Origin of the sequence: Escherichia sp. 20412-1 (genome assembly GCF_003027595.1) — a bacterium.
Classification (GTDB): domain Bacteria; phylum Pseudomonadota; class Gammaproteobacteria; order Enterobacterales; family Enterobacteriaceae; genus Escherichia; species Escherichia marmotae.
This window is the reverse complement of record NZ_PYQM01000044.1, coordinates 1-24,503: the sequence shown is the minus strand read 5'-3', so window position 1 is coordinate 24,503 and position 24,503 is coordinate 1. Positions and strand designations below refer to the sequence as shown.

Genomic DNA, 24,503 nt, shown 5'->3' with positions numbered 1-24,503 from the left:
TACGCCGCATCCGACATTCGGCGCACCATGCCGGAGGCGACGCTTCGCGTCTTGTCCGGCCTACGGGAATCCAGGTCGGATAAGGCGTTTACGCCGCATCCGACAATCTGTACGTAAACAGGAATAAATCTATGTCGGCCGGATAAGGCGGAGCCGCTCTCCGGCAAAAAGAGTTAATAACAATTAAACGCGTGACCCGACGCGGGAAATGTCGGGGCGCTCTCCCAAGTGACACACTTTCGAGAGGATTCAGGATGGGGCAATCATCGCAACCACATGAGTTAGGCGGCGGGCTGAAATCACGCCACGTCACCATGTTGTCTATTGCCGGTGTTATCGGCGCAAGTCTGTTTGTCGGTTCCAGCGTCGCTATAGCCGAAGCGGGTCCGGCGGTATTGCTGGCCTATCTGTTCGCCGGATTACTGGTGGTTATGATTATGCGAATGCTGGCGGAAATGGCGGTTGCTACGCCCGACACCGGCTCCTTTTCCACCTATGCCGATAAAGCCATTGGCCGCTGGGCGGGCTATACCATCGGCTGGCTGTACTGGTGGTTTTGGGTACTGGTTATCCCGCTAGAAGCCAACATTGCCGCCATGATCCTGCATTCATGGGTTCCCGGTATTCCCATCTGGTTATTTTCCCTCGTTATTACCCTCGCCTTAACCGGAAGTAATTTATTAAGCGTCAAAAACTACGGCGAATTTGAGTTCTGGTTAGCGATATGCAAAGTGATTGCTATCCTGGCGTTTATTTTCCTCGGTGCAGTGGCGATTAGCGGTTTTTATCCTTATGCCGAAGTGAGTGGTATCTCAAGATTATGGGATAGCGGCGGCTTTATGCCGAATGGTTTTGGTGCGGTATTAAGCGCGATGCTTATCACCATGTTCTCGTTTATGGGCGCGGAAATTGTCACCATCGCGGCAGCAGAATCCGACACGCCGGATAAACATATTGTTCGCGCCACCAACTCGGTTATCTGGCGTATCTCTATTTTCTATTTGTGTTCTATTTTTGTCGTCGTGGCTCTCATCCCGTGGAATATGCCAGGACTGAAAACCGTGGGTTCCTACCGTTCCGTGCTGGAGCTGCTGAATATTCCGCACGCAAAATTCATTATGGATTGCGTTATTTTGCTATCAGTGACCAGTTGCCTGAACTCAGCGCTGTATACCGCCTCGCGAATGCTTTACTCACTGAGCCGTCGCGGTGATGCACCTGCAGTAATGGGCAAAATCAACCGCAGTAAAACACCTTACGTGGCTGTATTACTCTCGACCGGTGCGGCGTTTTTAACGGTGGTGGTGAACTATTACGCGCCTGCGAAAGTGTTTAAATTCCTGATCGACAGCTCCGGCGCCATCGCCCTGCTGGTTTATTTAGTCATCGCCGTTTCACAATTGCGGATGCGTAAAATTCTGCTGGCAGAAGGCGGCGAAATTCGCCTGCGCATGTGGCTTTATCCGTGGCTTACCTGGCTGGTGATTAGCTTTATTACCTTTGTATTGGTGGTGATGTTATTCCGTCCGGCACAGCAACTCGAGGTCATTTCCACCGGCTTATTAGCAATAGGGATTATCTGTACCGTGCCAATTATGGCGCGCTGGAAAAAGCTAATAATGTGGCAAAAATTACCCGCGCATAATACGCATTAACGTTGAGCTGGAGTCACACCATGACCATTACGTCTCTGGATGGCTATCGCTGGCTGAAGAACGATATTATTCGCGGCCATTTTCAGCCGGATGAAAAACTGCGAATGAGTTTGCTGACGTCGCGCTATTCACTCGGCGTCGGGCCGTTGCGGGAAGCCCTTTCGCAACTGGTAGCGGAACGACTGGTCACGGTGGTGAATCAAAAAGGATATCGGGTGGCGTCTATGTCAGAGCAGGAACTGCTCGATATTTTCGATGCCCGCGCCAATATGGAAGCGATGCTGGTGAGTCTGGCGATTGCCCGTGGCAGTGATGAATGGGAAGCTGACATTCTCGCGAAAGCACATTTGCTTGGTAAACTGGAAGCCTCTGACGCCAGCGAGCAAATGCTTGATGAGTGGGACCAGCGCCATCAGGCATTTCATACTGCGATTGTGGCTGGCTGCGGTTCCCACTATTTACTACAAATGCGCGAGCGTTTGTTTGATCTGGCGGCACGCTACAGATTCATCTGGCTGCGGCAAACAGTGCTTTCAGTAGAAATGCTGGAAGATAAACGCGATCAGCATCAAATTTTAACCGACGCTGTGCTGGCGCGAGATACTGCGCGCGCCAGTGAGTTAATGCGTCAACATTTGCTGACGCCGATTCCGATTATCCAGCAGGCGATGGCGGGATAACGATCACTCTTCAGGAATACGCAAAACCTGCCCTGGATAAATTTTATCCGGGCTTTTTAGCATCGGTTTATTCGCTTCGAAGATTTTATTGTAGAGATTGGCGTTGCCGTAAACCTGTTTGGAAATGGCACTCAGGGTGTCGCCAGACTTAACGGTATAAAACTGGCTGGCAGTTGCTGGCGTCGCCGTTTTTACCTGATCGTCCACGCTGGCAATACCGGAAATATTCCCCACTGCAACAAGGATTTTTTCCTTCGCTTCCTGACTTAAGCCGTCACCTGTGACTGTCGCTTTACCATCGACAATCTGAATATTCACTTTATCGGCATCGGGAATACCGGTTTTGTTCAGATGCTCTTGCACCTTCTTCGCCTGATCGTCTTTATCATGCTGACCGGTGACGGTATCCCAGAGCTTTTCTCCTGCCTCTTTCACAAAATTGAACAGACCCATAGCTACCTCATTCGTTAATGGAAACACTCAGAAAGTGTAGCAGAGGAACGCGGCGCGTTTACGCCGCGTGGGTGAGCACAGGATTAATCGCGGGTTTGCACCCAAAAAGCGTGAATTAAACCAGGAATATAACCAAGCAACGTCAGCAGGATATTAATGATGAACGCCCAACCAAATCCTTTACCTAACAGCACGCCGAGCGGTGGCAAAATGATGGTGATGACGATTCTCCAGAAACCCATATTTACTCCCTATAAGAAAATTAATCATTGTTTAAAAAGAGATTTCACCTCTTAAGCGTAGTGATTTTAGCGGAGCCTGGCCGTTTCAGCCTACGCTTTTACCCTCATTTACGCTGCTTACGCTGGTATACGTTGCATTTTTAGTTTAGAGTTTACTTAATTTAGCAAATACTTAAATAACTATGACTGAACTAGCCCAACTACAGGCCAGCGCCGAACAGGCCGCGGCCTTGCTGAAAGCGATGAGTCACCCCAAACGGCTGCTGATTCTATGCATGCTTTGTGGTTCACCCGGCACCAGCGCCGGTGAACTGGCTCGCATTACCGGACTTAGCGCCTCTGCAACGTCACAGCATCTCGCTCGTATGCGTGACGAAGGGCTTATCGACAGCCAACGGGATGCGCAGCGCGTTCTTTATTCGATAAAAAATGAGGCGGTAAATGCCATTATCGCCACCCTGAAAAATGTCTATTGTCCGTAAGGAGTGACCATGGCTTTGACAACAATTTCGCCGCATGACGCACAAGAATTAATCGCGCACGGTGCAAAGTTAATCGATATTCGCGATGCCGACGAATATCTTCGTGAACATATTCCAGAAGCCTCTCTGGCACCGATATCTGTGCTGGAACAGTCTGGTCTCCCGGCAAAATTACGTAGCGAGCAAATTATATTCCACTGTCAGGCGGGAAAACGAACCAGTAATAATGCGCAAAAATTAGAAGCGATTGCCTCCCCCGCAGATATTTTTTTACTGGAAGGCGGAATTGATGGCTGGAAAAAAGCAGGATTTCCAGTAGCTGAAAATAAATCCCAGCCTTTGCCATTAATGCGTCAGGTGCAGATCGCTGCTGGTGGTTTAATATTAATCGGCGTCGTACTGGGTTATGCCGTTAATAGCAGCTTCTTCTTATTAAGTGGATTTGTCGGTGTTGGATTAATGTTTGCAGGAATCAGCGGTTTTTGTGGGATGGCAAGGCTGTTAGATAAGATGCCGTGGAATCAGCGAGCTTGAGTAATGACGCCGGACGCGCCATCGTGGCGACATCCGGCAACAGTGATTAGATCAGGAAATCGTCGAGAGATTTACCTTCTGCCAGAGCCTGAGCGATCGGCTTCGGTGTACGACCCTGACCGGTCCAGGTTTTGGTTTCACCATTAAAATCGGTGAATTGGTATTTCGCCGGACGCGGCTGGCGTTTTTTACCTGCACGCGGTGCAGCAGTATTATTACCAAATAACTCTTCCGGATTAATTCCGTCAGCCTTCATCAGCTCCAGCCAGGTGCTAATTTTCTCCTGGCGCTCAGCCAGTTCACGCTGCTGCTGTTCTTCTTCTTCACGTCTTTCTTTAGTGACAACCCTGAATTTTTCGAGCATTTCTTCAAGAACGTCAATGGAGAATTCGCGAGCCATCGCACGAAGGGTGCGGATGTTATTTAAACTTTGTAACATTACAGACATAATAAAGAAAACCTTTTAACGCCAAAACAAAAAAGTATTTCGCCGCGTAGTGTAAGCGATCGTTTATTATATTTCCACAAAATTTAATCTATTTACAATCGCCAGTGATATTATTTCAAGCGTTATTTCCAGATAGATTAATAATTATTTCAGATTATATATTAGCCATTTAGCTTAGTCATTCCAGCCATTAGCAAATAGTCAGGTGCTCTCTGTCTCATCGACACTGATGGCAAATCAACAACCTACGCATAAATATACAGAAAAAACGAATAAAACAACAATTCAACACCTAAAATTTTATGCTGGCATTAGTCGCTTTAAGTCGCTAAAAATTCCAGATAGAGTAAAAGCGCTACTTACGCCGGATTGCCTACACTTTGCAGCATTACCTCCCTTAGCCTTCCCCGCCGAACATGTCAAAATACCAACATAACAATATGATTTTAAATCATATTATTAGAATAAGCATTTAAAAATCCATAATGTACAAAAAACACGCCATCGCGGAATATTTTATCTACGAAAACAAAATAAATAAAAATTTTTCACTAATTGATTACTTGCATCCAGCGATATACGCTATGCAAAGATGAAACAGGCAGCTCAGAGCACTGCATTCATTTTCATTCATATCCGATTTCGCTTTTATTAAGGAGCATTGGCATGTTCTCACCGCAGTCACGCTTGCGTCATGCAGTTGCAGACACGTTCGCGATGGTTGTTTACTGTTCTGTCGTGAACATGTGTATTGAAGTTTTCCTCTCCGGAATGAGCTTCGAGCAGTCTCTTTACTCCAGGTTAGTGGCAATTCCGGTGAACATCTTAATTGCATGGCCATACGGCATGTACCGGGATCTGTTTATGCGCGCGGCACGCAAAGTTAGCCAGTCTGGATGGATAAAAAATCTGGCAGATATTCTGGCTTATGTGACGTTTCAGTCACCGGTGTATATGGCGATCTTGCTGGTAGTGGGCGCAGACTGGCACCAGATTATGGCTGCGGTCAGTTCAAACATCGTTGTTTCGATGTTGATGGGGGCGGTCTATGGCTACTTCCTCGATTACTGCCGCCGGCTATTTAAAGTCAGCCGTTACCAGCAGGTAAAAGCCTGACTCTTCTTTTCGCGACTGGCAATGCCAGTCGCGTCTTTAATTGGTTTCGCCAAACAAGCCATGCAAATAACGTTCAAGCGCAACACGCGAACTAAAACCATGCGGAATACCGTAATGCTCGTGTCGCTCGCCCGCAAAGTAGAGCGGAAATTGCTGGTAATGATCGCAGGTTTTAATATCAGAAGCGGGTTCTGCCAGCGTCGAACTACGCTCTTTTAATGTTGGATGAATTACCAGTGCGGTACGTCCCATTCGTGCTTCGCGATTAACATAAACATAATGTTCCCCACGGCGGTAACCGTATGCTTTCTGGGTTACCACATCGACGGTAAAACCGACTTTCTCAAGTACGCGAGCTACCTCGTCTGGTCGTAAATACATATTTTATCCTCGTGATTATCTACCGCGGGCCTACCTTACCTGATTGAGCATTCACAACGCTTTCAGAAAAGTCCATAAAGCCGCGATGAGTCTCAGCAAAGAAAATTATGGTCTACACTGAAAATTACATCGAATTCAAAGGGGGATCATATGTTTAACCGACCTAACCGCAACGACGTCGATGATGGCGTGCAGGATATTCAGAATGATGTCAATCAATTAGCTGATAGCCTCGAATCTGTATTGAAGTCCTGGGGTAGCGACGCCAAAGGGGAAGCCGAAGCTGCACGCAGTAAAGCACAGGCGCTACTGAAAGAAACCAGAGCGCGGATGCATGGTCGTACTCGCGTCCAACAAGCCGCACGTGATGCCGTGGGTTGCGCTGATTCTTTTGTTCGTGAAAGACCCTGGTGTAGCGTGGGTACAGCGGCGGCGGTAGGGATTTTTATCGGTGCACTGTTAGGTATGCGCAAATCGTAGTGGAACAATGATAATAAATACACGTCCCTGGCCCCGAAGCCTGACTTCGGGGTTTTTAACTTAAAGCATCGCGTAATTGTTGTGCCACCTGCTGCGCCATGCTTTCGCTAACGATATTGGTAAACGAGAGCAGCAATCCTCCTTTCCCGGTTGACCGAATACGCCAGGTACTTAATGCCTGCACCGCAAGGCCAGCGGCATTAGCTTTACGCGCGTAGGCAATATCATCGCCCATCATGCTGATAACCATCTGGATTCCCCCTTTTTGCGGTACAACCTGAAATCCCTGTTGCGTAAGCGCCTGCTCAATCCACTGCCGACGCTGAGCATAGTGCTGACGCATTTTCTTCAGATGCCTCCAGAAATGCCCATCACGAATGAAATCTGCCAGAGTGTTCTGCCATAGAACAGGCACAGCACATGGCTCCAGCGATGCCTGTTGGCGGAATTGCGCAATCTGCTCCACCGGCACCACCAGCCACGCACAGCGCAGTGCCGGGAAAAGCGATTTGCTAAATGTTCCGGCATAAATCACCCGCTGCGGCGCATCGAGACTTTTCAGCGCCGGTAACGGCTTACCGTGATAGCGGAACTCACTGTCGTAATCATCTTCAATAACCCATGCCTGACTACGCTCTGCCCATTCCAGCACCTGGTGCCTGCGCGCCAAAGAGAGCGCAACACCCAGCGGGCTTTGATGTGCCGGAGTGATCAGAGCAAAACGCGCATCAGGATAATTTTGTATTCCGCTTGTGACATCCAGTCCGTTGTCGTCAACAGGCACAGGAAAAACGTTCACACCGTGGCGAGTGACAATCGGACGAATCAGTGGAAAACCGGGATCTTCCATCCACATCCCGTCTCCCGGTTCCGCCAGTGCACGCAAAATTAAGCTCATCGATGCCGCATAACCGTGTGTGATAAATACCTGCTCAGGCTGGCTCTCAATTCCGCGCGAGACACGTAGATAATCAACAATTGCCTCGCGCAACGCCGCCTCGCCGCAGACATCGCCTAACGCCAAATTAAAACGCGTCTGGGTTCGCAGGCGACGGCCCATCACCCGCGCCCACAGCTCACGCGGAAAGAGATCGAGTGCGGGTAATCCCATTTGAAACGGCAACGGCTGCTCGCTTTCACCGGCAAAGACGACGACATCAGAAGATGATTTTTGTGGATGTATCTGTTCGCTGACAAAGGTGCCTGCCTGCCCCCGCCTGACCAGCCAGCCCTGTGCCACCAGCTCAGCATAAGCATTTTCGACTGTGGAGCGAGACACGCCCAGTTCCTGCGACCAGGTTCGGCTGGAAGGTAGCCTTGCGCCAGGTTTCAGTTCCCCTTGCTCAATAGCCGTTTTTAACTGACGGGCGATTTCCTGATAACGCGGCATATGGTCTGCTTTTTTACGTAATTTATGGCTCTCTTTGACAGTCCATTATAGTGCTACATTGCGGGCGTTAATAAGAGGAGAAACTGTATGACTACATTACGTCAACCCTACTACGAACTTAGCCCGGCAGTGTATAACGCACTGGTGCAGGCCAAAACGGCGCTGGAAAATAGTACGCTGGATACCACTCTGATGGAGTTAGTTTATTTACGCGTCTCACAAATCAACGGCTGCGCATTTTGTCTGGAGATGCACAGTAAAGCATTACGCAAATCCGGTGTGCCGCAGAACAAACTGGACGCCCTGGCAGGCTGGCGCGTAAGCCATCATTTTGACGATCGCGAGCGGGCGGCGCTGGCATGGGCGGAATCGGTGACCGATATTGCCCGAACCCATGCAGAAGATGACGTTTATCAGCCTCTGCTTAAGTACTTCAGCGCAGCAGAGATCAGCGACTTAACGTTTGCCATCGGGCTGATGAATTGTTTTAACCGCCTGGCGGTTTCCATGCGGATGTAATTTGCTGTTGCCGGGGGCTCGCCCGGCAACAAAACACAAAATCCCCTACCCCGTTGAGCCACTCAACGGCGGTATCAATAATCTAAAATTCCCATATCTTGTATGGTTGAATCTTTTTTCATCTACATCTAGTATCTCTGTATCAACAGAGATACAACCCGACGCGTATCATCGCGCCGTATCTTCATTTTAAACGGAAATACGAATCATGCGCATTACTATTTACACTCGTAACGATTGCGTTCAATGCCACGCCACCAAACGAGCAATGGAAAACCGTGGCTTTGACTTTGAGATGATTAATGTCGATCGCGATCCTGAAGCGGCAGAGGCGTTACGTGCCCAGGGCTTTCGCCAGTTGCCGGTAGTGATTGCAGGTGATCTTAGCTGGTCTGGCTTTCGTCCGGACATGATCAACCGCCTGCATCCAGCGCCACACGCAGCCAGCGCATGAGTCAGCTCGTCTACTTCTCCAGTAGCTCCGAAAACACACATCGCTTTATCAAACGTTTAGGGCTGCCCGCCGTGCGCATTCCGCTCAATGAGCGGGAACGGATTCAGGTAGACGAGCCTTACATCCTGATCGTGCCCTCTTACGGCGGTGGCGGTACGGCTGGCGCTGTGCCACGGCAGGCGATTCGCTTTTTAAACGACGAACATAACCGGGCGTTGCTTCGCGGCGTTATTGCTTCGGGTAATCGCAATTTTGGTGAGGCGTATGGCCGCGCCGGAGATGTGATTGCCCGGAAATGCGACGTGCCGTGGCTATACCGCTTTGAACTCATGGGTACGCAAAGCGATATCGAAAACGTTCGTAAAGGAGTAACCGAATTTTGGCAACGACAACCGCAGACCGCCTGACGCAGGAAACGATGGATTACCACGCCCTGAATGCGATGCTTAACCTTTACGATAGCGCGGGTCGCATTCAGTTCGATAAAGATCGCCAGGCAGTAGACGCTTTTATGGCGACACATGTACGCCCGAACAGTGTGACTTTTAGCAGCCAGCAGCAGCGCCTGAACTGGCTGGTCAACGAAGGTTACTATGATGAAAGCGTCCTCAACCGCTACTCTCGCAACTTTGTCATTACGCTGTTTGCCCATGCACACGCCAGTGGTTTTCGTTTCCAGACGTTCCTCGGTGCATGGAAGTTTTACACCAGCTATACGCTGAAGACTTTCGACGGTAAACGTTATCTGGAAGATTTTGCCGATCGGGTCACGATGGTGGCGCTAACGCTGGCGCAAGGTGATGAGACGCTGGCGACGCAGCTAACCGATGAGATGCTGTCAGGACGCTTTCAGCCTGCCACGCCAACATTCCTCAACTGTGGTAAACAGCAGCGAGGCGAACTGGTTTCCTGTTTTCTGCTACGTATTGAAGACAATATGGAGTCGATTGGTCGGGCGGTTAATTCCGCACTACAACTGTCGAAACGCGGCGGCGGCGTGGCGTTTTTGCTGTCGAATCTGCGGGAAGCGGGTGCACCGATTAAACGTATTGAAAATCAATCTTCTGGCGTGATTCCGGTGATGAAAATGCTGGAAGACGCATTTTCCTATGCCAACCAGCTCGGCGCTCGTCAGGGGGCTGGGGCTGTATATCTGCACGCACACCATCCCGATATTCTGCGTTTTCTCGACACAAAACGGGAAAATGCCGATGAAAAAATCCGCATTAAAACGTTGTCGCTGGGGGTAGTGATCCCGGATGTCACCTTCCATCTGGCGAAAGAGAATGCGCAGATGGCGCTGTTTTCGCCCTATGATGTTGAGCGAGTTTACGGCAAGCCGTTTGCTGATATCGCCATCAGCGAACACTATGACGAACTGGTTGCCGATGAACGCATCCGCAAAAAATACATCAACGCCCGTGATTTCTTCCAGCGGCTGGCGGAGATCCAGTTTGAGTCCGGCTATCCCTACATCATGTATGAAGATACGGTTAACCGTGCTAACCCTATTGCCGGGCGCATAAATATGAGTAATCTCTGCTCAGAAATTTTGCAGGTTAACAGCGCCTCAGCGTATGACGAGAATCTCGACTATGCTCGCACAGGCCATGATATTTCCTGCAATTTAGGCTCGTTGAATATTGCTCACACTATGGATTCGCCAGACTTTGCCCGCACGGTAGAGACAGCCGTGCGCGGTCTGACGGCGGTGTCAGATATGAGTCATATCCGCAGCGTGCCGTCCATCGAAGCCGGAAATGCCGCCTCGCACGCCATCGGCCTGGGGCAGATGAATCTGCACGGCTATCTGGCGCGTGAGGGTATCGTTTACGGTTCGCCGGAAGCACTGGATTTTACCAATCTCTATTTCTACACCATCACCTGGCACGCCCTGCGCACTTCGATGTTGCTGGCGCGCGAACGTGGTGAAACCTTCGCCGGATTCAAACAGTCACGCTATGCCAGTGGTGAATATTTTAGCCAATATCTGCAAGGGAACTGGCAGCCGAAAACGGCGAAAGTTGGCGAACTGTTTGCCCGTAGCGGTATTACGTTACCTACCCGTGAGATGTGGGCGCAACTGCGCGACGACGTGATGCACTACGGCATTTACAACCAGAATCTTCAGGCGGTGCCGCCAACCGGTTCTATCTCTTATATCAACCATGCTACGTCGAGTATTCATCCGATTGTGGCTAAAGTAGAGATACGCAAAGAGGGCAAAACAGGACGCGTTTACTACCCTGCCCCGTTTATGACTAACGAAAATCTGGCGCTATATCAGGACGCTTACGAAATCGGCGCGGAAAAGATTATCGACACCTACGCCGAAGCGACTCGCCATGTCGATCAGGGGCTGTCGCTGACGCTGTTTTTCCCCGATACCGCCACCACTCGCGATATCAATAAAGCGCAGATTTACGCCTGGCGCAAAGGTATCAAAACGCTCTACTACATCCGCCTGCGTCAGATGGCGCTGGAAGGCACTGAAATTGAAGGCTGCGTCTCCTGTGCACTTTAAGGAATATCTATGAAACTCTCACGTATCAGCGCCATCAACTGGAACAAGATATCTGACGATAAAGATCTGGAAGTATGGAATCGCCTGACCAGCAATTTCTGGCTACCGGAAAAAGTGCCACTGTCGAACGATATTCCCGCGTGGCAAACGTTAAGTACCATCGAACAACAACTGACGATGCGCGTTTTTACTGGCCTGACGCTGCTCGACACGCTGCAAAACGTTATCGGCGCGCCTTCGTTGATACCCGATGCACTCACGCCTCATGAAGAAGCAGTGTTGTCGAATATCAGCTTTATGGAAGCCGTTCATGCCCGCTCTTACAGCTCTATTTTCTCGACGCTGTGCCAGACAAAAGAGGTTGATGCCGCCTATGCCTGGAGTGAAGAAAATGCGCCGTTGCAACGAAAAGCACAGATTATTCAGCAATATTATCGCGGTGATAGCCCGCTGAAAAAGAAAATCGCCAGTGTCTTTCTTGAATCATTTTTGTTCTATTCCGGCTTCTGGCTGCCAATGTATTTTTCCAGTCGCGGAAAGCTGACCAATACCGCCGATCTGATCCGCCTGATTATCCGCGATGAAGCAGTACACGGTTATTACATTGGCTATAAATATCAGAAAAGCCTGGAAAAAATCTCCCAGGCACAACGTGAAGAATTAAAGAGTTTCGCCTTCGATTTATTGCTGGAACTTTACGACAACGAGTTGCAATACACCGATGAGCTGTACGCCGAAACAACATGGGCTGACGATGTGAAAGCGTTTCTCTGTTACAACGCCAATAAAGCCTTAATGAATCTGGGATACGAACCGTTATTTCCAGCAGAAATGGCAGAAGTAAATCCGGCAATCCTTGCCGCGCTTTCACCGAATGCCGACGAAAATCACGATTTCTTTTCCGGCTCTGGTTCCTCTTATGTGATGGGAAAAGCGGTCGAAACAGAAGACGAAGACTGGAATTTTTGACGAGGTTATTTTTCAAAAATATCACCACCCACAGCAGGGAAATAATTCCAGTTAAACAGCTTTTTATCACGCAAATATTTTGTGGTGATCTACACTGACCCTCTGTTGCATTATTCGCCTGAAACCACAATATTCAGGCGTTTTTTCGCTATCTATAACAAAAAATATCAACTTTTCTCGATTTGCTCTCAGCCCTTATATCACGGGAAACTCCGGCAATTTGCTCGCATCAATATTCATGCCACATTTGCCCTCAGGGGTTGCCTCAGATTCTCAGTATGTTAGGGTAGAAAAAAGTGACTATTTCCATTGGGTAATATATCGACATAAACAAATAACAGGAATCTTTCTATTGCATGGCAATTAAATTAGAAATTAAAAATCTTTATAAAATATTTGGTGAGCATCCACAGCGAGCTTTCAAATATATCGAACAAGGACTTTCAAAAGAACAAATTCTGGAAAAAACTGGGCTATCGCTTGGCGTAAAAGACGCCAGTCTGGCCATTGAAGAAGGCGAGATATTTGTCATCATGGGATTATCCGGTTCGGGTAAATCCACAATGGTACGCCTTCTCAATCGCCTGATTGAACCCACCCGCGGACAAGTGCTGATTGACGGTGTAGATATTGCAAAAATATCCGACGCCGAACTCCGTGAGGTGCGCAGAAAAAAGATTGCGATGGTCTTTCAGTCCTTTGCCTTAATGCCGCATATGACCGTGCTGGACAATACCGCGTTTGGCATGGAACTAGCCGGAATTAACGCCGAAGAGCGTCGGGAAAAAGCCATTGATGCACTACGTCAGGTAGGTCTGGAAAATTATGCCCACAGCTACCCGGACGAACTCTCTGGTGGGATGCGTCAACGTGTTGGATTAGCCCGTGCATTAGCCATTAATCCGGATATTTTATTAATGGATGAAGCCTTCTCGGCGCTCGATCCATTAATTCGCACCGAGATGCAGGATGAATTGGTAAAATTACAGGCGAAACATCAGCGCACCATTGTCTTTATTTCTCACGATCTCGATGAAGCTATGCGTATTGGCGACCGAATTGCCATTATGCAAAATGGCGAAGTGGTACAGGTCGGCACACCGGATGAAATTCTCAATAATCCGGCGAATGATTATGTCCGCACCTTCTTCCGCGGCGTTGATATTAGTCAGGTATTCAGCGCGAAAGATATTGCCCGCCGCAGCCCGAATGGTTTAATTCGTAAAACCCCCGGCTTCGGTCCGCGTTCGGCACTGAAATTATTACAGGATGAAGATCGCGAATATGGCTACGTCATCGAACGCGGTAATAAATTTGTCGGCGCAGTCTCTATCGATTCGTTAAAAGCAGCATTAACGCAGCAGCAAGGTCTTGATGCGGCGCTGATTGATGCGCCGTTAGCGGTCGATGCGCAAACGCCTCTTAGCGAGTTGCTCTCTCATGTCGGACAGGCACCCTGTGCGGTGCCCGTGGTCGACGAGGACCAACAGTATGTCGGCATCATTTCGAAAGGAATGCTGCTGCGCGCTTTAGATCGTGAGGGGGTAAATAATGGCTGATCAAAATAATCCGTGGGATACCACGCCAGCGGCAGACAGCGCCGCACAATCCGCAGATGCCTGGGGTACACCGGCTGCGGCACCGACTGACGGCGGCGGCGCTGACTGGCTGACCAGTACGCCTGCACCAAATGTCGAGCATTTTAATATTCTCGATCCGTTTCATAAGACGCTGATCCCACTCGACAGTTGGGTAACTGAAGGGATCGACTGGGTCGTTACCCATTTCCGCCCCCTCTTCCAGGGCGTGCGTGTTCCGGTGGATTATATCCTCAACGGTTTCCAGCAACTGCTGCTGGGGATGCCCGCGCCTGTGGCAATTATCGTTTTCGCCCTGATAGCCTGGCAGATTTCCGGTGTCGGAATGGGCGTGGCGACGCTGGTTTCACTGATTGCTATCGGCGCGATCGGCGCATGGTCGCAGGCAATGGTGACTTTGGCGCTGGTGTTAACCGCCCTGCTATTCTGTATTGTCATCGGTTTGCCGCTGGGGATCTGGCTGGCAAGAAGCCCACGGGCAGCAAAAATCATCCGTCCACTGCTTGATGCCATGCAGACGACGCCAGCGTTTGTCTATCTGGTGCCAATCGTCATGCTGTTTGGTATCGGCAACGTGCCGGGCGTGGTGGTGACCATCATCTTTGCTCTGCCGCCTATTATCCGTCTGACCATTTTGGGGATTAACCAGGTTCCGGCGGATCTGATTGAAGCCTCGCGCTCATTCGGTGCCAGCCCGCGCCAGATGCTGTTCAAAGTTCAGTTACCGCTGGCGATGCCGACCATTATGGCGGGCGTCAACCAGACGCTGATGCTGGCCCTTTCTATGGTAGTCATCGCCTCGATGATTGCCGTCGGCGGGCTGGGTCAAATGGTACTGCGCGGTATCGGGCGTCTGGATATGGGGCTTGCCACCGTTGGCGGCGTCGGGATTGTCATCCTCGCCATTATCCTCGATCGCCTGACACAGGCCGTGGGGCGCGACTCACGTAGTCGCGGCAACCGTCGCTGGTACACCACTGGCCCTGTCGGTCTGCTGACCCGTCCGTTCATTAAATAACTCTGCACCTGCCCGGTGACGCCGGGCATTGCCACCCTGCCCAAAAAAGGAATAACAATGCGACATAGCGTACTTTTTGCGACAGCGTTTGCCACGCTTATCTCTACACAAACTTTTGCTGCCGATCTGCCGGGCAAAGGTATTACCGTTAATCCGGTTCAGAGCACCATTACCGAAGAAACCTTCCAGACGTTGCTGGTCAGCCGTGCGCTGGAAAAATTAGGTTATACCGTCAACAAACCCAGCGAAGTGGATTACAACGTTGGTTATACGTCACTGGCTTCCGGCGATGCGACCTTTACCGCTGTGAACTGGACGCCGCTGCATGACAACATGTATGAGGCTGCCGGTGGCGATAAGAAGTTTTATCGCGAAGGGACATTTGTTAACGGCGCTGCGCAGGGATACCTGATCGATAAGAAAACGGCCGACCAGTACAAAATTACCAACATCGCGCAGCTAAAAGATCCGAAGATTGCCAAACTGTTTGATACCAACGGCGATGGCAAAGCGGATTTAACTGGCTGTAACCCCGGCTGGGGCTGCGAAGGCGCTATCAACCACCAGCTTGCCGCTTATGATCTGACGAATACCGTAACCCATAATCAGGGGAACTACGCGGCGATGATGGCCGACACCATCAGCCGTTACAAAGAGGGCAAGCCGGTGTTTTACTACACCTGGACACCGTACTGGGTGAGTAACGAACTGAAGCCGGGGAAAGATGTGGTCTGGTTGCAGGTGCCGTTCTCCGCACTGCCGGGTGATAAAAACGCCGATACCAAACTGCCGAATGGCGCAAATTACGGCTTCCCGGTTAGCACCATGCATATCGTTGCCAACAAAGCCTGGGCCGAGAAAAACCCGGCGGCAGCGAAACTGTTCGCCATTATGCAGTTGCCGGTTGCGGACATTAACGCCCAGAACGCCATTATGCATGACGGCAAAGCCTCAGAAGGCGATATTCAGGGCCACGTTGATGGCTGGATCAAAGCCCACCAGCAGCAGTTTGATGGCTGGGTGAATGAGGCGCTGGCAGCGCAGAAGTAGTTTTTATTCGGGCGGATAGGGTGTTTACGCCGTATCCGCCATTCTGTGCACAATGCCTGATGCGACGCTGACGCGTCTTATCATGCCTACAAACCACACTCATTTCGTAGGGCGGATAAGGTGTTTACGCCGCATCCGCCGTTCTGTGCACAATGCCTGATGCGACGCTGGCGCGTCTTATCATGCCTACAAACCACACTCATTTCGTAGGGCGGATAAGGCGTTTTCGCCGCATCCGCCGTTCTGTGCTCAATGCCTGATGCGACGCTGACGCGTCTTATCAGGCCTACAAACCACGCTCATTTCGTAGGGCGGATAAGGTGTTTACGCCGCATCCGCCGTTCTGTGCTCAATGCCTGATGCGACGCTGACGCGTCTTATCATGCCTACAAACCACACAGCACATTTCAACAAGCTATCTTTCGCCCCCATTCATAAACATCCGCTATTATTGATTTCCAGACTAATCATCACCTGATAAACAACAATAATGACTAAAACCAATCATGAGCTTAGCCCGGCGCTGATCGTGCTGATGTCGATCGCCACCGGTCTGGCAGTCGCCAGCAACTATTACGCCCAGCCATTGCTCGACACCATCGCGCGTAACTTTTCTCTTTCCGCCAGTTCGGCGGGCTTTATTGTCACCGCCGCACAATTAGGCTATGCCGCTGGCCTGCTGTTTCTTGTCCCATTGGGCGATATGTTTGAACGCCGCCGCCTGATTGTTTCCATGACCTTACTGGCTGCAGGCGGTATGTTGATCACCGCCAGCAGTCAATCACTCGCCATGATGATCCTCGGAACGGCATTAACCGGTTTATTCTCGGTCGTGGCGCAAATTCTGGTTCCACTGGCGGCAACACTGGCTTCACCAGACAAACGCGGCAAGGTGGTTGGCACCATTATGAGCGGTTTGCTACTGGGGATTTTGCTGGCACGTACCGTTGCAGGATTGCTGGCAAACCTCGGCGGCTGGCGCACCGTCTTCTGGGTCGCATCGGTGTTAATGGCACTGATGGCGCTGGCGTTATGGCGCGGCCTGCCACAAATGAAATCAGAAAACCACCTCAACTACCCACAGTTGTTAGGTTCCGTTTTCAGCATGTTTATCAGCGATAAGATCCTGCGTACCCGCGCGTTACTGGGCTGCCTGACCTTTGCCAACTTCAGCATTCTATGGACATCGATGGCTTTTTTGCTCGCCGCGCCGCCTTTTAATTACAGCGATGGCGTGATTGGTCTGTTTGGCCTTGCGGGAGCTGCCGGGGCGTTGGGCGCTCGCCCGGCGGGCGGTTTTGCCGATAAAGGAAAATCGCACCTCACAACAACGTTTGGTCTGCTGTTGTTGTTACTTTCATGGCTGGCAATCTGGTTTGGTCAAACTTCCGTACTGGCGCTGATTATCGGCATCCTGGTGCTGGATCTCACCGTCCAGGGCGTGCATATCACCAATCAAACCGTGATTTACCGTATTCACCCTGATGCGCGTAATCGCCTGACCGCAGGCTACATGACCAGTTACTTTATTGGCGGTGCTGCCGGTTCACTGATTTCTGCATCCGCCTGGCAACATGCGGGTTGGGCTGGCGTTTGTCTGGCTGGCGCGGTGATCGCCCTGGTTAACCTGGTGGTCTGGTGGCGAGGTTTTCATCGTCAGGAAGCCGCAAATTAAGCAATCAGCAACCGTTTTCGTGGCTTTACACTTATAAGGGTGTTAAGAAGCCCATCAGTCTGATAAGGTTAAGATATTCATTCAGTCTGTTTATAATATTAACAATCGTTAAGCGTACACTCTATGGTAAGCCCTACTCCTCTGCCAGCTTCTGGTCCGGCGACCTTCATGGAAGGATGCAAAGACAGTTTACCGATTGTTATTAGTTATATTCCGGTGGCTTTTGCGTTCGGTCTGAATGCAACCCGCCAGGGCTTCACTCCTCTCGAAAGTGTTTTTTTCTCCTGCATCATTTATGCAGGTGCGAGCCAGTTTGTCATTACCGCGATGCTGGCAGCCGGGAGTAGTTTGTGGATTGCTGCATTGACCGTGATGGCAATGGATGTTCGCCATGTTTTGTATGGCCCGTCACTGCGTAGCCGTATTGTTCAGCGTCTGCAAAAATCGAAAACCGCCCTGTGGGCGTTTGGCCTGACGGACGAGGTTTTTGCCGCTGCAACGGCAAAACTGGTACGTAATAATCGCCGCTGGAGCGAAAACTGGATGATCGGCATTGCCTTCAGTTCATGGTCATCGTGGGTATTTGGTACGGTAATAGGGGCATTTTCGGGCGGCGGTTTGCTGCAAGGTTATCCCGCCGTTGAAGCAGCATTAGGCTTTATGCTGCCGGCTCTCTTTATGAGTTTCCTGCTCGCCTCTTTCCAGCGCAAACAATCTCTTTGCGTTACCGCAGCGTTAGTTGGTGCCCTTGCAGGCGTAACGCTATTTTCTATTCCCGTCGCCATTCTGGCAGGCATTGTCTTTGGCTGCCTCACTGCGTTAATCCAGGCATTCTGGCAAGGAGCCGCTGATGAGCTATGAGGTTTTACTGCTTGGATTACTGGTTGGCGCGGCGAATTACTGCTTCCGCTATTTACCACTGCGCCTGCGGGTGGGTAATACCCGCCCAACCAAGCGTGGCGCGGTGGGTATTTTGCTCGACACCATTGGCATCGCCTCAATTTGCGCTCTGCTGGTTGTCTCTACCGCACCAGAAGTGATGCACGACTCACGCCGCTTCGTGCCCACGCTGGTTGGTTTTGCAGTATTGGGTGGCAGTTTCTATAAAACACGCAGCATTATCGTCCCCACTCTGATAAGTGCGCTGGCCTACGGGCTGGCCTGGAAAGTGATGGCGATTATATAACCCACAAGAATCATTTTTCTAAAACAATACATTTACTTTATTTGTCACTGTCGTTACTATATCGGCTGAAATTAATGAGGTCATACCCAAATGGATAGTTCGTTTACGCCCATTGAACAAATGCTAAAATTTCGCGCCAGCCGCCACGAAGATTTTCCTTATCAGGAGATCCTTCTGACCCGTCTTTGCATGCATATGCAGAGCAAGTTGCTGGAAAACCGCAATAAAATGCTGAAGGCTCAGGGGATTAACGAGACGTTGTTTATGGCGTTGATTACGCTGGAGTCTCAGGAAAACCACAGCATTCAGCCTTCTGAATTAAGTTGTGCTCTTGGATCATCCCGTACCAATGCGACGCGTATTGCCGATGAACTGGAAAAACGCGGCTGGATCGAACGTCGTGAAAGCGATAACGATCGCCGCTGCCTGCATCTGCAATTAACGGAAAAAGGTCACGAGTTTTTGCGCGAGGTTTTACCGCCGCAGCATAACTGCCTGCATCAACTCTGGTCCGCGCTCAGCACAACAGAAAAAGATCAGCTTGAGCAAATCACCCGCAAATTGCTCTCCCGTCTCGATCAGATGGAACAAGACGGTGCGGTTCTCGAAGCGATGAGCTAACGCGTCATCTCGCTCAAAAATCCAGATTTATAAAAGAAAAACTGACCGGCCAGCATCGCAACGTGCTGGCCTTTTTGGCAAGCAGGTCGGCTCAGCCGATGAGTTAAGAAGATCGTGGAGAATACTATGAGCGCAAATGCGGAGACACAAAGCCCGCAGCAACCGGTAAAGAAGAGCGGCAAACGTAAGCGTCTGCTCCTCCTTCTCACCTTGCTCTTTATTATTATTGCCGTAGCGATAGGGATTTATTGGTTTTTGGTACTGCGTCATTTCGAAGAAACTGATGACGCATACGTGGCAGGGAATCAGATTCAAATTATGTCTCAGGTGTCAGGCAGCGTGACGAAAGTCTGGGCCGATAACACCGATTTTGTAAAAGAAGGCGATGTGCTGGTCACTCTCGACCCGACTGATGCTCGCCAGGCGTTTGAAAAAGCCAAAACAGCACTGGCTTCCAGCGTACGTCAGACCCACCAACTGATGATTAACAGCAAGCAGTTGCAGGCAAATATTGAGGTGCAGAAAATCGCCCTCGCCAAAGCACAAAGCGACTACAACCGCCGCGTGCCGCTGGGTAATGCCAACCTGATTGGCCGCGAAGAGCTGCAACACGCCCGCGATGCTGTTACCAGCGCCCAGGCGCAACTGGATGTCGCCATTCAACAATACAATGCCAATCAGGCGATGATTCTGGGTACTAAACTGGAAGATCAACCGGCCGTGCAACAAGCTGCCACTGAAGTGCGCAATGCCTGGCTGGCGCTGGAACGTACCCGTATTGTCAGCCCGATGACCGGTTATGTCTCCCGCCGTGCCGTTCAACCGGGTGCGCAAATTAGCCCAACAACGCCGCTGATGGCGGTCGTTCCGGCGACTAATATGTGGGTGGATGCCAACTTTAAAGAGACCCAGATTGCCAATATGCGTATCGGCCAGCCGGTCACCATCACCACTGATATTTACGGTGATGACGTGAAATACACCGGTAAAGTGGTCGGTCTGGATATGGGTACGGGTAGCGCGTTTTCGCTGCTTCCGGCGCAAAACGCTACCGGTAACTGGATCAAAGTGGTTCAGCGTCTGCCTGTTCGCATCGAGTTGGATCAAAAGCAACTTGAGCAATATCCGCTACGGATCGGTTTATCCACACTGGTGAGCGTCAATACCACTAACCGTGACGGCCAGGTACTGGCTAACAAAGTACGTTCCACGCCGGTAGCAGTAAGTACCGCTCGTGAAATCAGCCTGGAACCCGTCAATAAACTGATCGACGATATCGTAAAAGCTAACGCTGGCTAATCCAGAGGTGCGTGTGATGCAACAGCAAAAACCGCTGGAAGGTGCGCAACTGGTCATTATGACGATTGCGCTATCGCTGGCGACATTCATGCAGGTGCTGGACTCCACCATTGCTAACGTGGCGATCCCTACTATCGCCGGAAACCTTGGCTCATCGCTCAGCCAGGGAACGTGGGTGATCACCTCCTTCGGGGTGGCGAACGCCATCTCGATCCCGCTTACCGGCTGGCTGGCGAAGCGCGTCGGGGAAGTGAAGCTGTTCCTCTGGTCGACCATCGCCTTCGCCATTGCTTCGTGGGCGTGTGGTGTTTCCAGTAGTCTGAATATGCTGATCTTCTTCCGCGTCATTCAGGGGATTGTCGCCGGGCCATTGATCCCGCTTTCACAAAGTCTATTACTGAATAACTACCCGCCAGCCAAACGTTCCATCGCACTGGCCTTGTGGTCAATGACGGTGATTGTCGCGCCTATTTGCGGCCCGATCCTCGGCGGTTATATCAGCGACAATTATCACTGGGGTTGGATCTTCTTTATCAACGTGCCAATTGGCATGGCAGTGGTGTTGATGACGCTACAGACCTTGCGCGGACGCGAAACCCGCACCGAGCGGCGACGGATTGATGCCGTAGGGCTGGCGCTGTTAGTGATTGGTATCGGTAGCCTGCAGATTATGCTCGACCGGGGTAAAGAACTGGACTGGTTCTCATCACAGGAAATTATCATTCTCACCGTGGTGGCGGTAGTGGCTATCAGCTTCCTGATTGTCTGGGAGCTGACAGATGACAACCCAATAGTTGATCTGTCGCTGTTTAAGTCACGCAATTTTACCATTGGCTGCTTGTGTATCAGCCTCGCTTATATGCTCTACTTCGGCGCGATTGTTTTGCTGCCGCAATTGTTGCAGGAAGTCTACGGCTACACAGCAACCTGGGCAGGGTTGGCGTCTGCGCCGGTAGGGATTATCCCGGTGATCCTGTCGCCAATTATCGGTCGTTTTGCGCATAAACTGGATATGCGTCGGCTGGTAACCTTCAGCTTTATTATGTATGCCGTCTGTTTCTACTGGCGTGCTTATACCTTTGAACCCGGTATGGATTTTGGCGCGTCGGCCTGGCCGCAGTTTATCCAGGGCTTCGCGGTGGCCTGCTTCTTTATGCCGCTGACCACCATTACGCTTTCTGGTTTGCCACCTGAACGACTGGCGGCGGCGTCGAGTCTCTCCAACTTTACGCGAACGCTGGCGGGGTCTATTGGCACGTCGATAACCACTACCATGTGGACCAACCGCGAGTCGCTGCATCATGCGCAGTTGACCGAGTCGGTGAATCCGTATAACCCGAACGCCCAGGCGATGTACCATCAACTGGAGGGTCTGGGAATGACGCAACAGCAGGCTTCCGGCTGGATTGCTCAGCAGATCACCAATCAGGGGCTGATTATTTCCGCTAATGAGATCTTCTGGATGTCGGCCGGGATATTCCTCGTCCTGCTGGGACTGGTGTGGTTTGCCAGGCCGCCATTTGGCGCAGGTGGCGGCGGAGGCGGTGCGCACTAATGTTGTCAAAGGGAGCTGCGGCTCCCTTTTTATTTGCCTATTCTGCAAACGGTTGTTTTATCAATGCCAAATGATGCCATTATTCAGGGTTGCTTAATAAGCAGTTCATCAATCAAAAAAAACAGACAATATATTTATATTTTTCCTAATAACGGCATATTTTATCTCATATTTTTATGCATTTTATCGATGTGCGGAAAGCATATTTATATTATTTTTTTGACAATAATCCTGGTATTTACCAACTCTAAGTAAATGTGCAAACAATAAACATAAAATTAATTTGCCATCATTATTAAATTCAAGAAAAGCATCGGCAGAATATATCTTGATGATTTTTCTAACTTTTCTTTTTGTCACTTTTTACCACTTAATGTATTTAAAGATTTTTCCTATAGAAAATTATGCAACTTATTTTTTAGCACAACGCCTAAACCATCAAAACAAATTAATATTAAATTAATTACAAATTAAACTGGTTTATAAACATTGGTTTCACGCACTACTCTTCATTTGATAGAGCAGTACCCCTTTTCAGTGGTCTTAAAAATTAAGTTTTTACGTCGTTACTGTGGATTTGTTATTTATCTTAAAATAAATCATAAGGATGAGAAGGAACTTTATGAACATCAAAAAGCATCCCTTGTCAACGCTGGCAATAGCTATTTCGACCGTGTTATCAATACCCGTTTCACTGGCATGGGCACCACCAACAAGTATCAACAGCGATGTTACTATCAACAATAATGATGTTGTAACGCTATCCTCATCCGAAAATAATTCATCAACCTGGGATCAATTTCGTTTTCTTAATGTTGGAGAAACAAGTGAAGGTACGTTGAATATAGACGGGCGTGATCTGACCACCTCCAAAATCACAATCGGTAATGCAATTTCAGGGATAATGAAATTAGAAAACAATACTCATCTGACGATTAATAATGCATCGCCTTATGAACACAATATTTATTTAGGTATCAATGGTGGTTCAGGAACCTTAATGGTGCTTAGCGGCAGTACTATCACCGATTTAAATGAATTCAGAATCGGTGAATATGATTACCAGGCACAAGGGCAAGTCATTATTGACGGTGCGGGTTCTTCCGTTTCTGCAACGTATGTGATGGTCGGCGATCAGGGAACAGGTAAACTCGAAATCACGCATGGCGGTCATCTTACGGCATCAAAGGATGTGCTCATTGGTTTTACTGGAAGTACAGGGGATTTTCACGGGACTGGATACGGTGAAACGCTGGTTGATGGCGACAATTCTTCATTAACAGTGAATGAATATATCAACCTCGGGGGATTGAGTTCAGTGCAGAACGAGGCCAAGGGGATACTTACCGTTAGTAATAATGCCACGGTCAGTGCTAATCAATTTATCTGGCTTGGGATAGCAGAAACCAGCACCGGTATTCTAAACATTGGTGGAGCGCAGGGAGAAGCAGAACAGAAAGCGGGGGTCATCAAGACGCCGATTATCCATATGGGAAGTAATGCCGGGAATAGTGCTGCACAAATTAATTTTAACCACTCCAGCGAAGATTTTATCCTGGCTGCAGATATAGTTGGCAAAGGCGAAGTTAACCAGGAAGGTTCCGGAGTCACGACGTTGACAGGCGCAAATACCTACTCTGGCCAAACGAATATAAATAAAGGCACTTTGCGCGCCGGTGTCAACGATACCTTCAGCCCAAACTCCGATTATGTTGTCGACAGTGAAGGGAATATCGATTTAGACGGTTTTTCACAAACCTTAAATACACTGGATTTGGCGGGTACAGCAACACTATCTTCCTCAAAAAATGGCGACAAATTCACGCCTGCCACACTCACCATTAATGGCAATTACACTGCTAATAATGGTTTGTTAGTTATGCGTACCGAACTCGGCGATGATAATTCCGCGACTGATAAATTAATTGTAAAAGGCAACACGTCTGGTCATACCCGTGTGAGTGTTAGTAATGCCGGTGGTCAGGGAGCCGATACGCTTGAAGGGATCCGCATTATTGAAATAACTGGCGCATCAGAGGGAACGTTTAGTAAAGAAGGTCGTATTGTTGCCGGTCCCTATGACTACAACGTGGTAAAAAGCGACAACCAGAACTGGTTTTTAACCAGTGAAATTCCCGCAGGACCGTATACCCCACCGGAACTGCCCGTCATCC

Annotated in this window: 26 protein-coding genes; 21 read left to right on the top strand and 5 right to left on the bottom strand. The window is 49.8% G+C overall.

Annotation, left to right across the window (positions count from 1 at the left end; genetic code table 11):
* The first annotated feature begins 254 nt into the window (after window positions 1-254).
* Window positions 255-1,655: a GABA permease gene (gene gabP, locus C7B16_RS20465; RefSeq protein WP_000531675.1), complete on the top strand. Its 1,401-nt coding sequence runs from the start codon at window positions 255-257 to the stop codon at window positions 1,653-1,655.
* A 20-nt stretch (window positions 1,656-1,675) separates the two neighbouring features.
* On the top strand, window positions 1,676-2,335 hold the full coding sequence (csiR, locus tag C7B16_RS20460; RefSeq protein ID WP_001516917.1) for a DNA-binding transcriptional regulator CsiR: 660 nt from the start codon (window positions 1,676-1,678) through the stop codon (window positions 2,333-2,335).
* A gap of 3 nt (window positions 2,336-2,338) precedes the next feature.
* Here csiR and kbp read toward each other — a convergent pair whose 3' ends face one another.
* On the bottom strand, window positions 2,339-2,788 hold the full coding sequence (kbp, locus tag C7B16_RS20455; protein ID WP_000522431.1) for a potassium binding protein Kbp: 450 nt from the start codon (window positions 2,786-2,788) through the stop codon (window positions 2,339-2,341).
* An 83-nt stretch (window positions 2,789-2,871) separates the two neighbouring features.
* Window positions 2,872-3,030 carry a YqaE/Pmp3 family membrane protein gene (locus C7B16_RS20450; protein WP_000508177.1) on the bottom strand — a complete coding sequence of 53 codons (159 nt, stop codon included), beginning with the start codon at window positions 3,028-3,030 and terminating at the stop codon, window positions 2,872-2,874.
* A gap of 182 nt (window positions 3,031-3,212) precedes the next feature.
* On the opposite strand from C7B16_RS20450, the gene C7B16_RS20445 reads away from it, so the two are divergent.
* Window positions 3,213-3,512, top strand: a complete 300-nt coding sequence (locus C7B16_RS20445; protein ID WP_016262450.1) for an ArsR/SmtB family transcription factor — start codon at window positions 3,213-3,215, stop codon at window positions 3,510-3,512.
* A 9-nt stretch (window positions 3,513-3,521) separates the two neighbouring features.
* On the top strand, window positions 3,522-4,046 hold the full coding sequence (locus tag C7B16_RS20440) for a rhodanese family protein (RefSeq protein ID WP_001229434.1): 525 nt from the start codon (window positions 3,522-3,524) through the stop codon (window positions 4,044-4,046).
* 46 nt (window positions 4,047-4,092) lie between these two features.
* On the opposite strand, the gene stpA is transcribed toward C7B16_RS20440, so the two are convergent.
* Window positions 4,093-4,494 carry a DNA-binding protein StpA gene (gene stpA / locus C7B16_RS20435; RefSeq protein ID WP_000115376.1) on the bottom strand — a complete coding sequence of 134 codons (402 nt, stop codon included), beginning with the start codon at window positions 4,492-4,494 and terminating at the stop codon, window positions 4,093-4,095.
* 666 nt (window positions 4,495-5,160) lie between these two features.
* Here stpA and alaE point away from each other — a divergent pair.
* Window positions 5,161-5,610, top strand: a complete 450-nt coding sequence (gene alaE, locus C7B16_RS20430; RefSeq protein ID WP_000492662.1) for an L-alanine exporter AlaE — start codon at window positions 5,161-5,163, stop codon at window positions 5,608-5,610.
* A gap of 36 nt (window positions 5,611-5,646) precedes the next feature.
* Here alaE and C7B16_RS20425 read toward each other — a convergent pair whose 3' ends face one another.
* On the bottom strand, window positions 5,647-5,991 hold the full coding sequence (locus tag C7B16_RS20425; RefSeq protein ID WP_000281311.1) for a DUF2002 family protein: 345 nt from the start codon (window positions 5,989-5,991) through the stop codon (window positions 5,647-5,649).
* A gap of 150 nt (window positions 5,992-6,141) precedes the next feature.
* Between C7B16_RS20425 and C7B16_RS20420 the strand changes: the two genes are divergently transcribed.
* The gene (locus C7B16_RS20420) at window positions 6,142-6,471 is read left to right on the top strand and encodes a DUF883 domain-containing protein (protein WP_000483312.1); all 330 of its coding nucleotides are present in this window, start codon (window positions 6,142-6,144) and stop codon (window positions 6,469-6,471) included.
* Window positions 6,472-6,526: 55 nt separating this feature from the next.
* On the opposite strand, the gene C7B16_RS20415 is transcribed toward C7B16_RS20420, so the two are convergent.
* Complete coding sequence (locus C7B16_RS20415; protein WP_016249104.1) at window positions 6,527-7,861, bottom strand: PLP-dependent aminotransferase family protein; 1,335 nt, start codon at window positions 7,859-7,861, stop codon at window positions 6,527-6,529.
* 87 nt (window positions 7,862-7,948) lie between these two features.
* Between C7B16_RS20415 and C7B16_RS20410 the strand changes: the two genes are divergently transcribed.
* The 15 genes from C7B16_RS20410 to C7B16_RS20325 form a co-directional block, all read left to right on the top strand.
* Window positions 7,949-8,380 carry a carboxymuconolactone decarboxylase family protein gene (locus C7B16_RS20410; protein WP_000209798.1) on the top strand — a complete coding sequence of 144 codons (432 nt, stop codon included), beginning with the start codon at window positions 7,949-7,951 and terminating at the stop codon, window positions 8,378-8,380.
* A 208-nt stretch (window positions 8,381-8,588) separates the two neighbouring features.
* A complete protein-coding gene (gene nrdH, locus C7B16_RS20400) occupies window positions 8,589-8,834 on the top strand; it encodes a glutaredoxin-like protein NrdH (protein ID WP_001223225.1) in 246 nt (81 codons plus the stop codon).
* A complete protein-coding gene (gene nrdI / locus C7B16_RS20395; RefSeq protein ID WP_107180072.1) occupies window positions 8,831-9,241 on the top strand; it encodes a class Ib ribonucleoside-diphosphate reductase assembly flavoprotein NrdI in 411 nt (136 codons plus the stop codon). The genes nrdH and nrdI overlap by 4 nt, the downstream gene beginning before the upstream one ends.
* Window positions 9,214-11,358: a class 1b ribonucleoside-diphosphate reductase subunit alpha gene (gene nrdE / locus C7B16_RS20390; protein ID WP_000246498.1), complete on the top strand. Its 2,145-nt coding sequence runs from the start codon at window positions 9,214-9,216 to the stop codon at window positions 11,356-11,358. Before nrdI ends, nrdE begins: the two co-directional genes overlap by 28 nt.
* Before the next feature lie 9 nt (window positions 11,359-11,367).
* Window positions 11,368-12,327, top strand: coding sequence for a class 1b ribonucleoside-diphosphate reductase subunit beta (gene nrdF / locus C7B16_RS20385; RefSeq protein WP_107180071.1), 960 nt, complete (start codon window positions 11,368-11,370; stop codon window positions 12,325-12,327).
* 356 nt (window positions 12,328-12,683) lie between these two features.
* Entirely contained in the window at window positions 12,684-13,886 is a 1,203-nt protein-coding gene (gene proV / locus C7B16_RS20375; protein ID WP_000985481.1) for a glycine betaine/L-proline ABC transporter ATP-binding protein ProV, read from the top strand.
* On the top strand, window positions 13,879-14,943 hold the full coding sequence (proW, locus tag C7B16_RS20370) for a glycine betaine/L-proline ABC transporter permease ProW (protein WP_000774962.1): 1,065 nt from the start codon (window positions 13,879-13,881) through the stop codon (window positions 14,941-14,943). The genes proV and proW overlap by 8 nt, the downstream gene beginning before the upstream one ends.
* A gap of 57 nt (window positions 14,944-15,000) precedes the next feature.
* Complete coding sequence (proX, locus tag C7B16_RS20365) at window positions 15,001-15,993, top strand: glycine betaine/L-proline ABC transporter substrate-binding protein ProX (RefSeq protein WP_001516924.1); 993 nt, start codon at window positions 15,001-15,003, stop codon at window positions 15,991-15,993.
* Window positions 15,994-16,483: 490 nt separating this feature from the next.
* Entirely contained in the window at window positions 16,484-17,668 is a 1,185-nt protein-coding gene (locus C7B16_RS20360) for an MFS transporter (RefSeq protein WP_001516925.1), read from the top strand.
* Window positions 17,669-17,791: 123 nt separating this feature from the next.
* Window positions 17,792-18,529, top strand: a complete 738-nt coding sequence (gene ygaZ, locus C7B16_RS20355; RefSeq protein WP_000254577.1) for an L-valine exporter subunit YgaZ — start codon at window positions 17,792-17,794, stop codon at window positions 18,527-18,529.
* On the top strand, window positions 18,519-18,854 hold the full coding sequence (ygaH, locus tag C7B16_RS20350; RefSeq protein WP_001516926.1) for an L-valine transporter subunit YgaH: 336 nt from the start codon (window positions 18,519-18,521) through the stop codon (window positions 18,852-18,854). The genes ygaZ and ygaH overlap by 11 nt, the downstream gene beginning before the upstream one ends.
* Before the next feature lie 90 nt (window positions 18,855-18,944).
* Window positions 18,945-19,475, top strand: coding sequence for a multidrug efflux transporter EmrAB transcriptional repressor EmrR (gene emrR / locus C7B16_RS20345; protein WP_000378441.1), 531 nt, complete (start codon window positions 18,945-18,947; stop codon window positions 19,473-19,475).
* A 126-nt stretch (window positions 19,476-19,601) separates the two neighbouring features.
* Entirely contained in the window at window positions 19,602-20,774 is a 1,173-nt protein-coding gene (gene emrA, locus C7B16_RS20335; RefSeq protein ID WP_001516927.1) for a multidrug efflux MFS transporter periplasmic adaptor subunit EmrA, read from the top strand.
* A gap of 16 nt (window positions 20,775-20,790) precedes the next feature.
* Window positions 20,791-22,329 (top strand): multidrug efflux MFS transporter permease subunit EmrB, encoded by a 1,539-nt coding sequence (gene emrB, locus C7B16_RS20330; protein ID WP_107180070.1) that lies wholly within the window; start codon window positions 20,791-20,793, stop codon window positions 22,327-22,329.
* Between the two features lie 622 nt (window positions 22,330-22,951).
* Window positions 22,952-24,503 (top strand): autotransporter outer membrane beta-barrel domain-containing protein (locus tag C7B16_RS20325; RefSeq protein WP_143192615.1); only part of this gene is annotated, 1,552 nt, incomplete at its 3' end.

Coding starts and splice junctions, on each gene's coding strand:
- C7B16_RS20440 (WP_001229434.1), top strand. CDS start 3,522: ATGGCTTTGACAACAATTTCGCCGCATGACGCACAAGAATTAATCGCG.
- proX (WP_001516924.1), top strand. CDS start 15,001: ATGCGACATAGCGTACTTTTTGCGACAGCGTTTGCCACGCTTATCTCT.
- C7B16_RS20410 (WP_000209798.1), top strand. CDS start 7,949: ATGACTACATTACGTCAACCCTACTACGAACTTAGCCCGGCAGTGTAT.
- C7B16_RS20445 (WP_016262450.1), top strand. CDS start 3,213: ATGACTGAACTAGCCCAACTACAGGCCAGCGCCGAACAGGCCGCGGCC.
- C7B16_RS20415 (WP_016249104.1), bottom strand. CDS start 7,861: ATGCCGCGTTATCAGGAAATCGCCCGTCAGTTAAAAACGGCTATTGAG.
- ygaZ (WP_000254577.1), top strand. CDS start 17,792: ATGGTAAGCCCTACTCCTCTGCCAGCTTCTGGTCCGGCGACCTTCATG.
- gabP (WP_000531675.1), top strand. CDS start 255: ATGGGGCAATCATCGCAACCACATGAGTTAGGCGGCGGGCTGAAATCA.
- kbp (WP_000522431.1), bottom strand. CDS start 2,788: ATGGGTCTGTTCAATTTTGTGAAAGAGGCAGGAGAAAAGCTCTGGGAT.
- C7B16_RS20450 (WP_000508177.1), bottom strand. CDS start 3,030: ATGGGTTTCTGGAGAATCGTCATCACCATCATTTTGCCACCGCTCGGC.
- emrR (WP_000378441.1), top strand. CDS start 18,945: ATGGATAGTTCGTTTACGCCCATTGAACAAATGCTAAAATTTCGCGCC.
- proV (WP_000985481.1), top strand. CDS start 12,684: ATGGCAATTAAATTAGAAATTAAAAATCTTTATAAAATATTTGGTGAG.
- stpA (WP_000115376.1), bottom strand. CDS start 4,494: ATGTCTGTAATGTTACAAAGTTTAAATAACATCCGCACCCTTCGTGCG.
- nrdH (WP_001223225.1), top strand. CDS start 8,589: ATGCGCATTACTATTTACACTCGTAACGATTGCGTTCAATGCCACGCC.
- proW (WP_000774962.1), top strand. CDS start 13,879: ATGGCTGATCAAAATAATCCGTGGGATACCACGCCAGCGGCAGACAGC.
- csiR (WP_001516917.1), top strand. CDS start 1,676: ATGACCATTACGTCTCTGGATGGCTATCGCTGGCTGAAGAACGATATT.
- nrdF (WP_107180071.1), top strand. CDS start 11,368: ATGAAACTCTCACGTATCAGCGCCATCAACTGGAACAAGATATCTGAC.
- emrB (WP_107180070.1), top strand. CDS start 20,791: ATGCAACAGCAAAAACCGCTGGAAGGTGCGCAACTGGTCATTATGACG.
- C7B16_RS20360 (WP_001516925.1), top strand. CDS start 16,484: ATGACTAAAACCAATCATGAGCTTAGCCCGGCGCTGATCGTGCTGATG.
- C7B16_RS20420 (WP_000483312.1), top strand. CDS start 6,142: ATGTTTAACCGACCTAACCGCAACGACGTCGATGATGGCGTGCAGGAT.
- C7B16_RS20425 (WP_000281311.1), bottom strand. CDS start 5,991: ATGTATTTACGACCAGACGAGGTAGCTCGCGTACTTGAGAAAGTCGGT.
- alaE (WP_000492662.1), top strand. CDS start 5,161: ATGTTCTCACCGCAGTCACGCTTGCGTCATGCAGTTGCAGACACGTTC.
- ygaH (WP_001516926.1), top strand. CDS start 18,519: ATGAGCTATGAGGTTTTACTGCTTGGATTACTGGTTGGCGCGGCGAAT.
- emrA (WP_001516927.1), top strand. CDS start 19,602: ATGAGCGCAAATGCGGAGACACAAAGCCCGCAGCAACCGGTAAAGAAG.
- nrdI (WP_107180072.1), top strand. CDS start 8,831: ATGAGTCAGCTCGTCTACTTCTCCAGTAGCTCCGAAAACACACATCGC.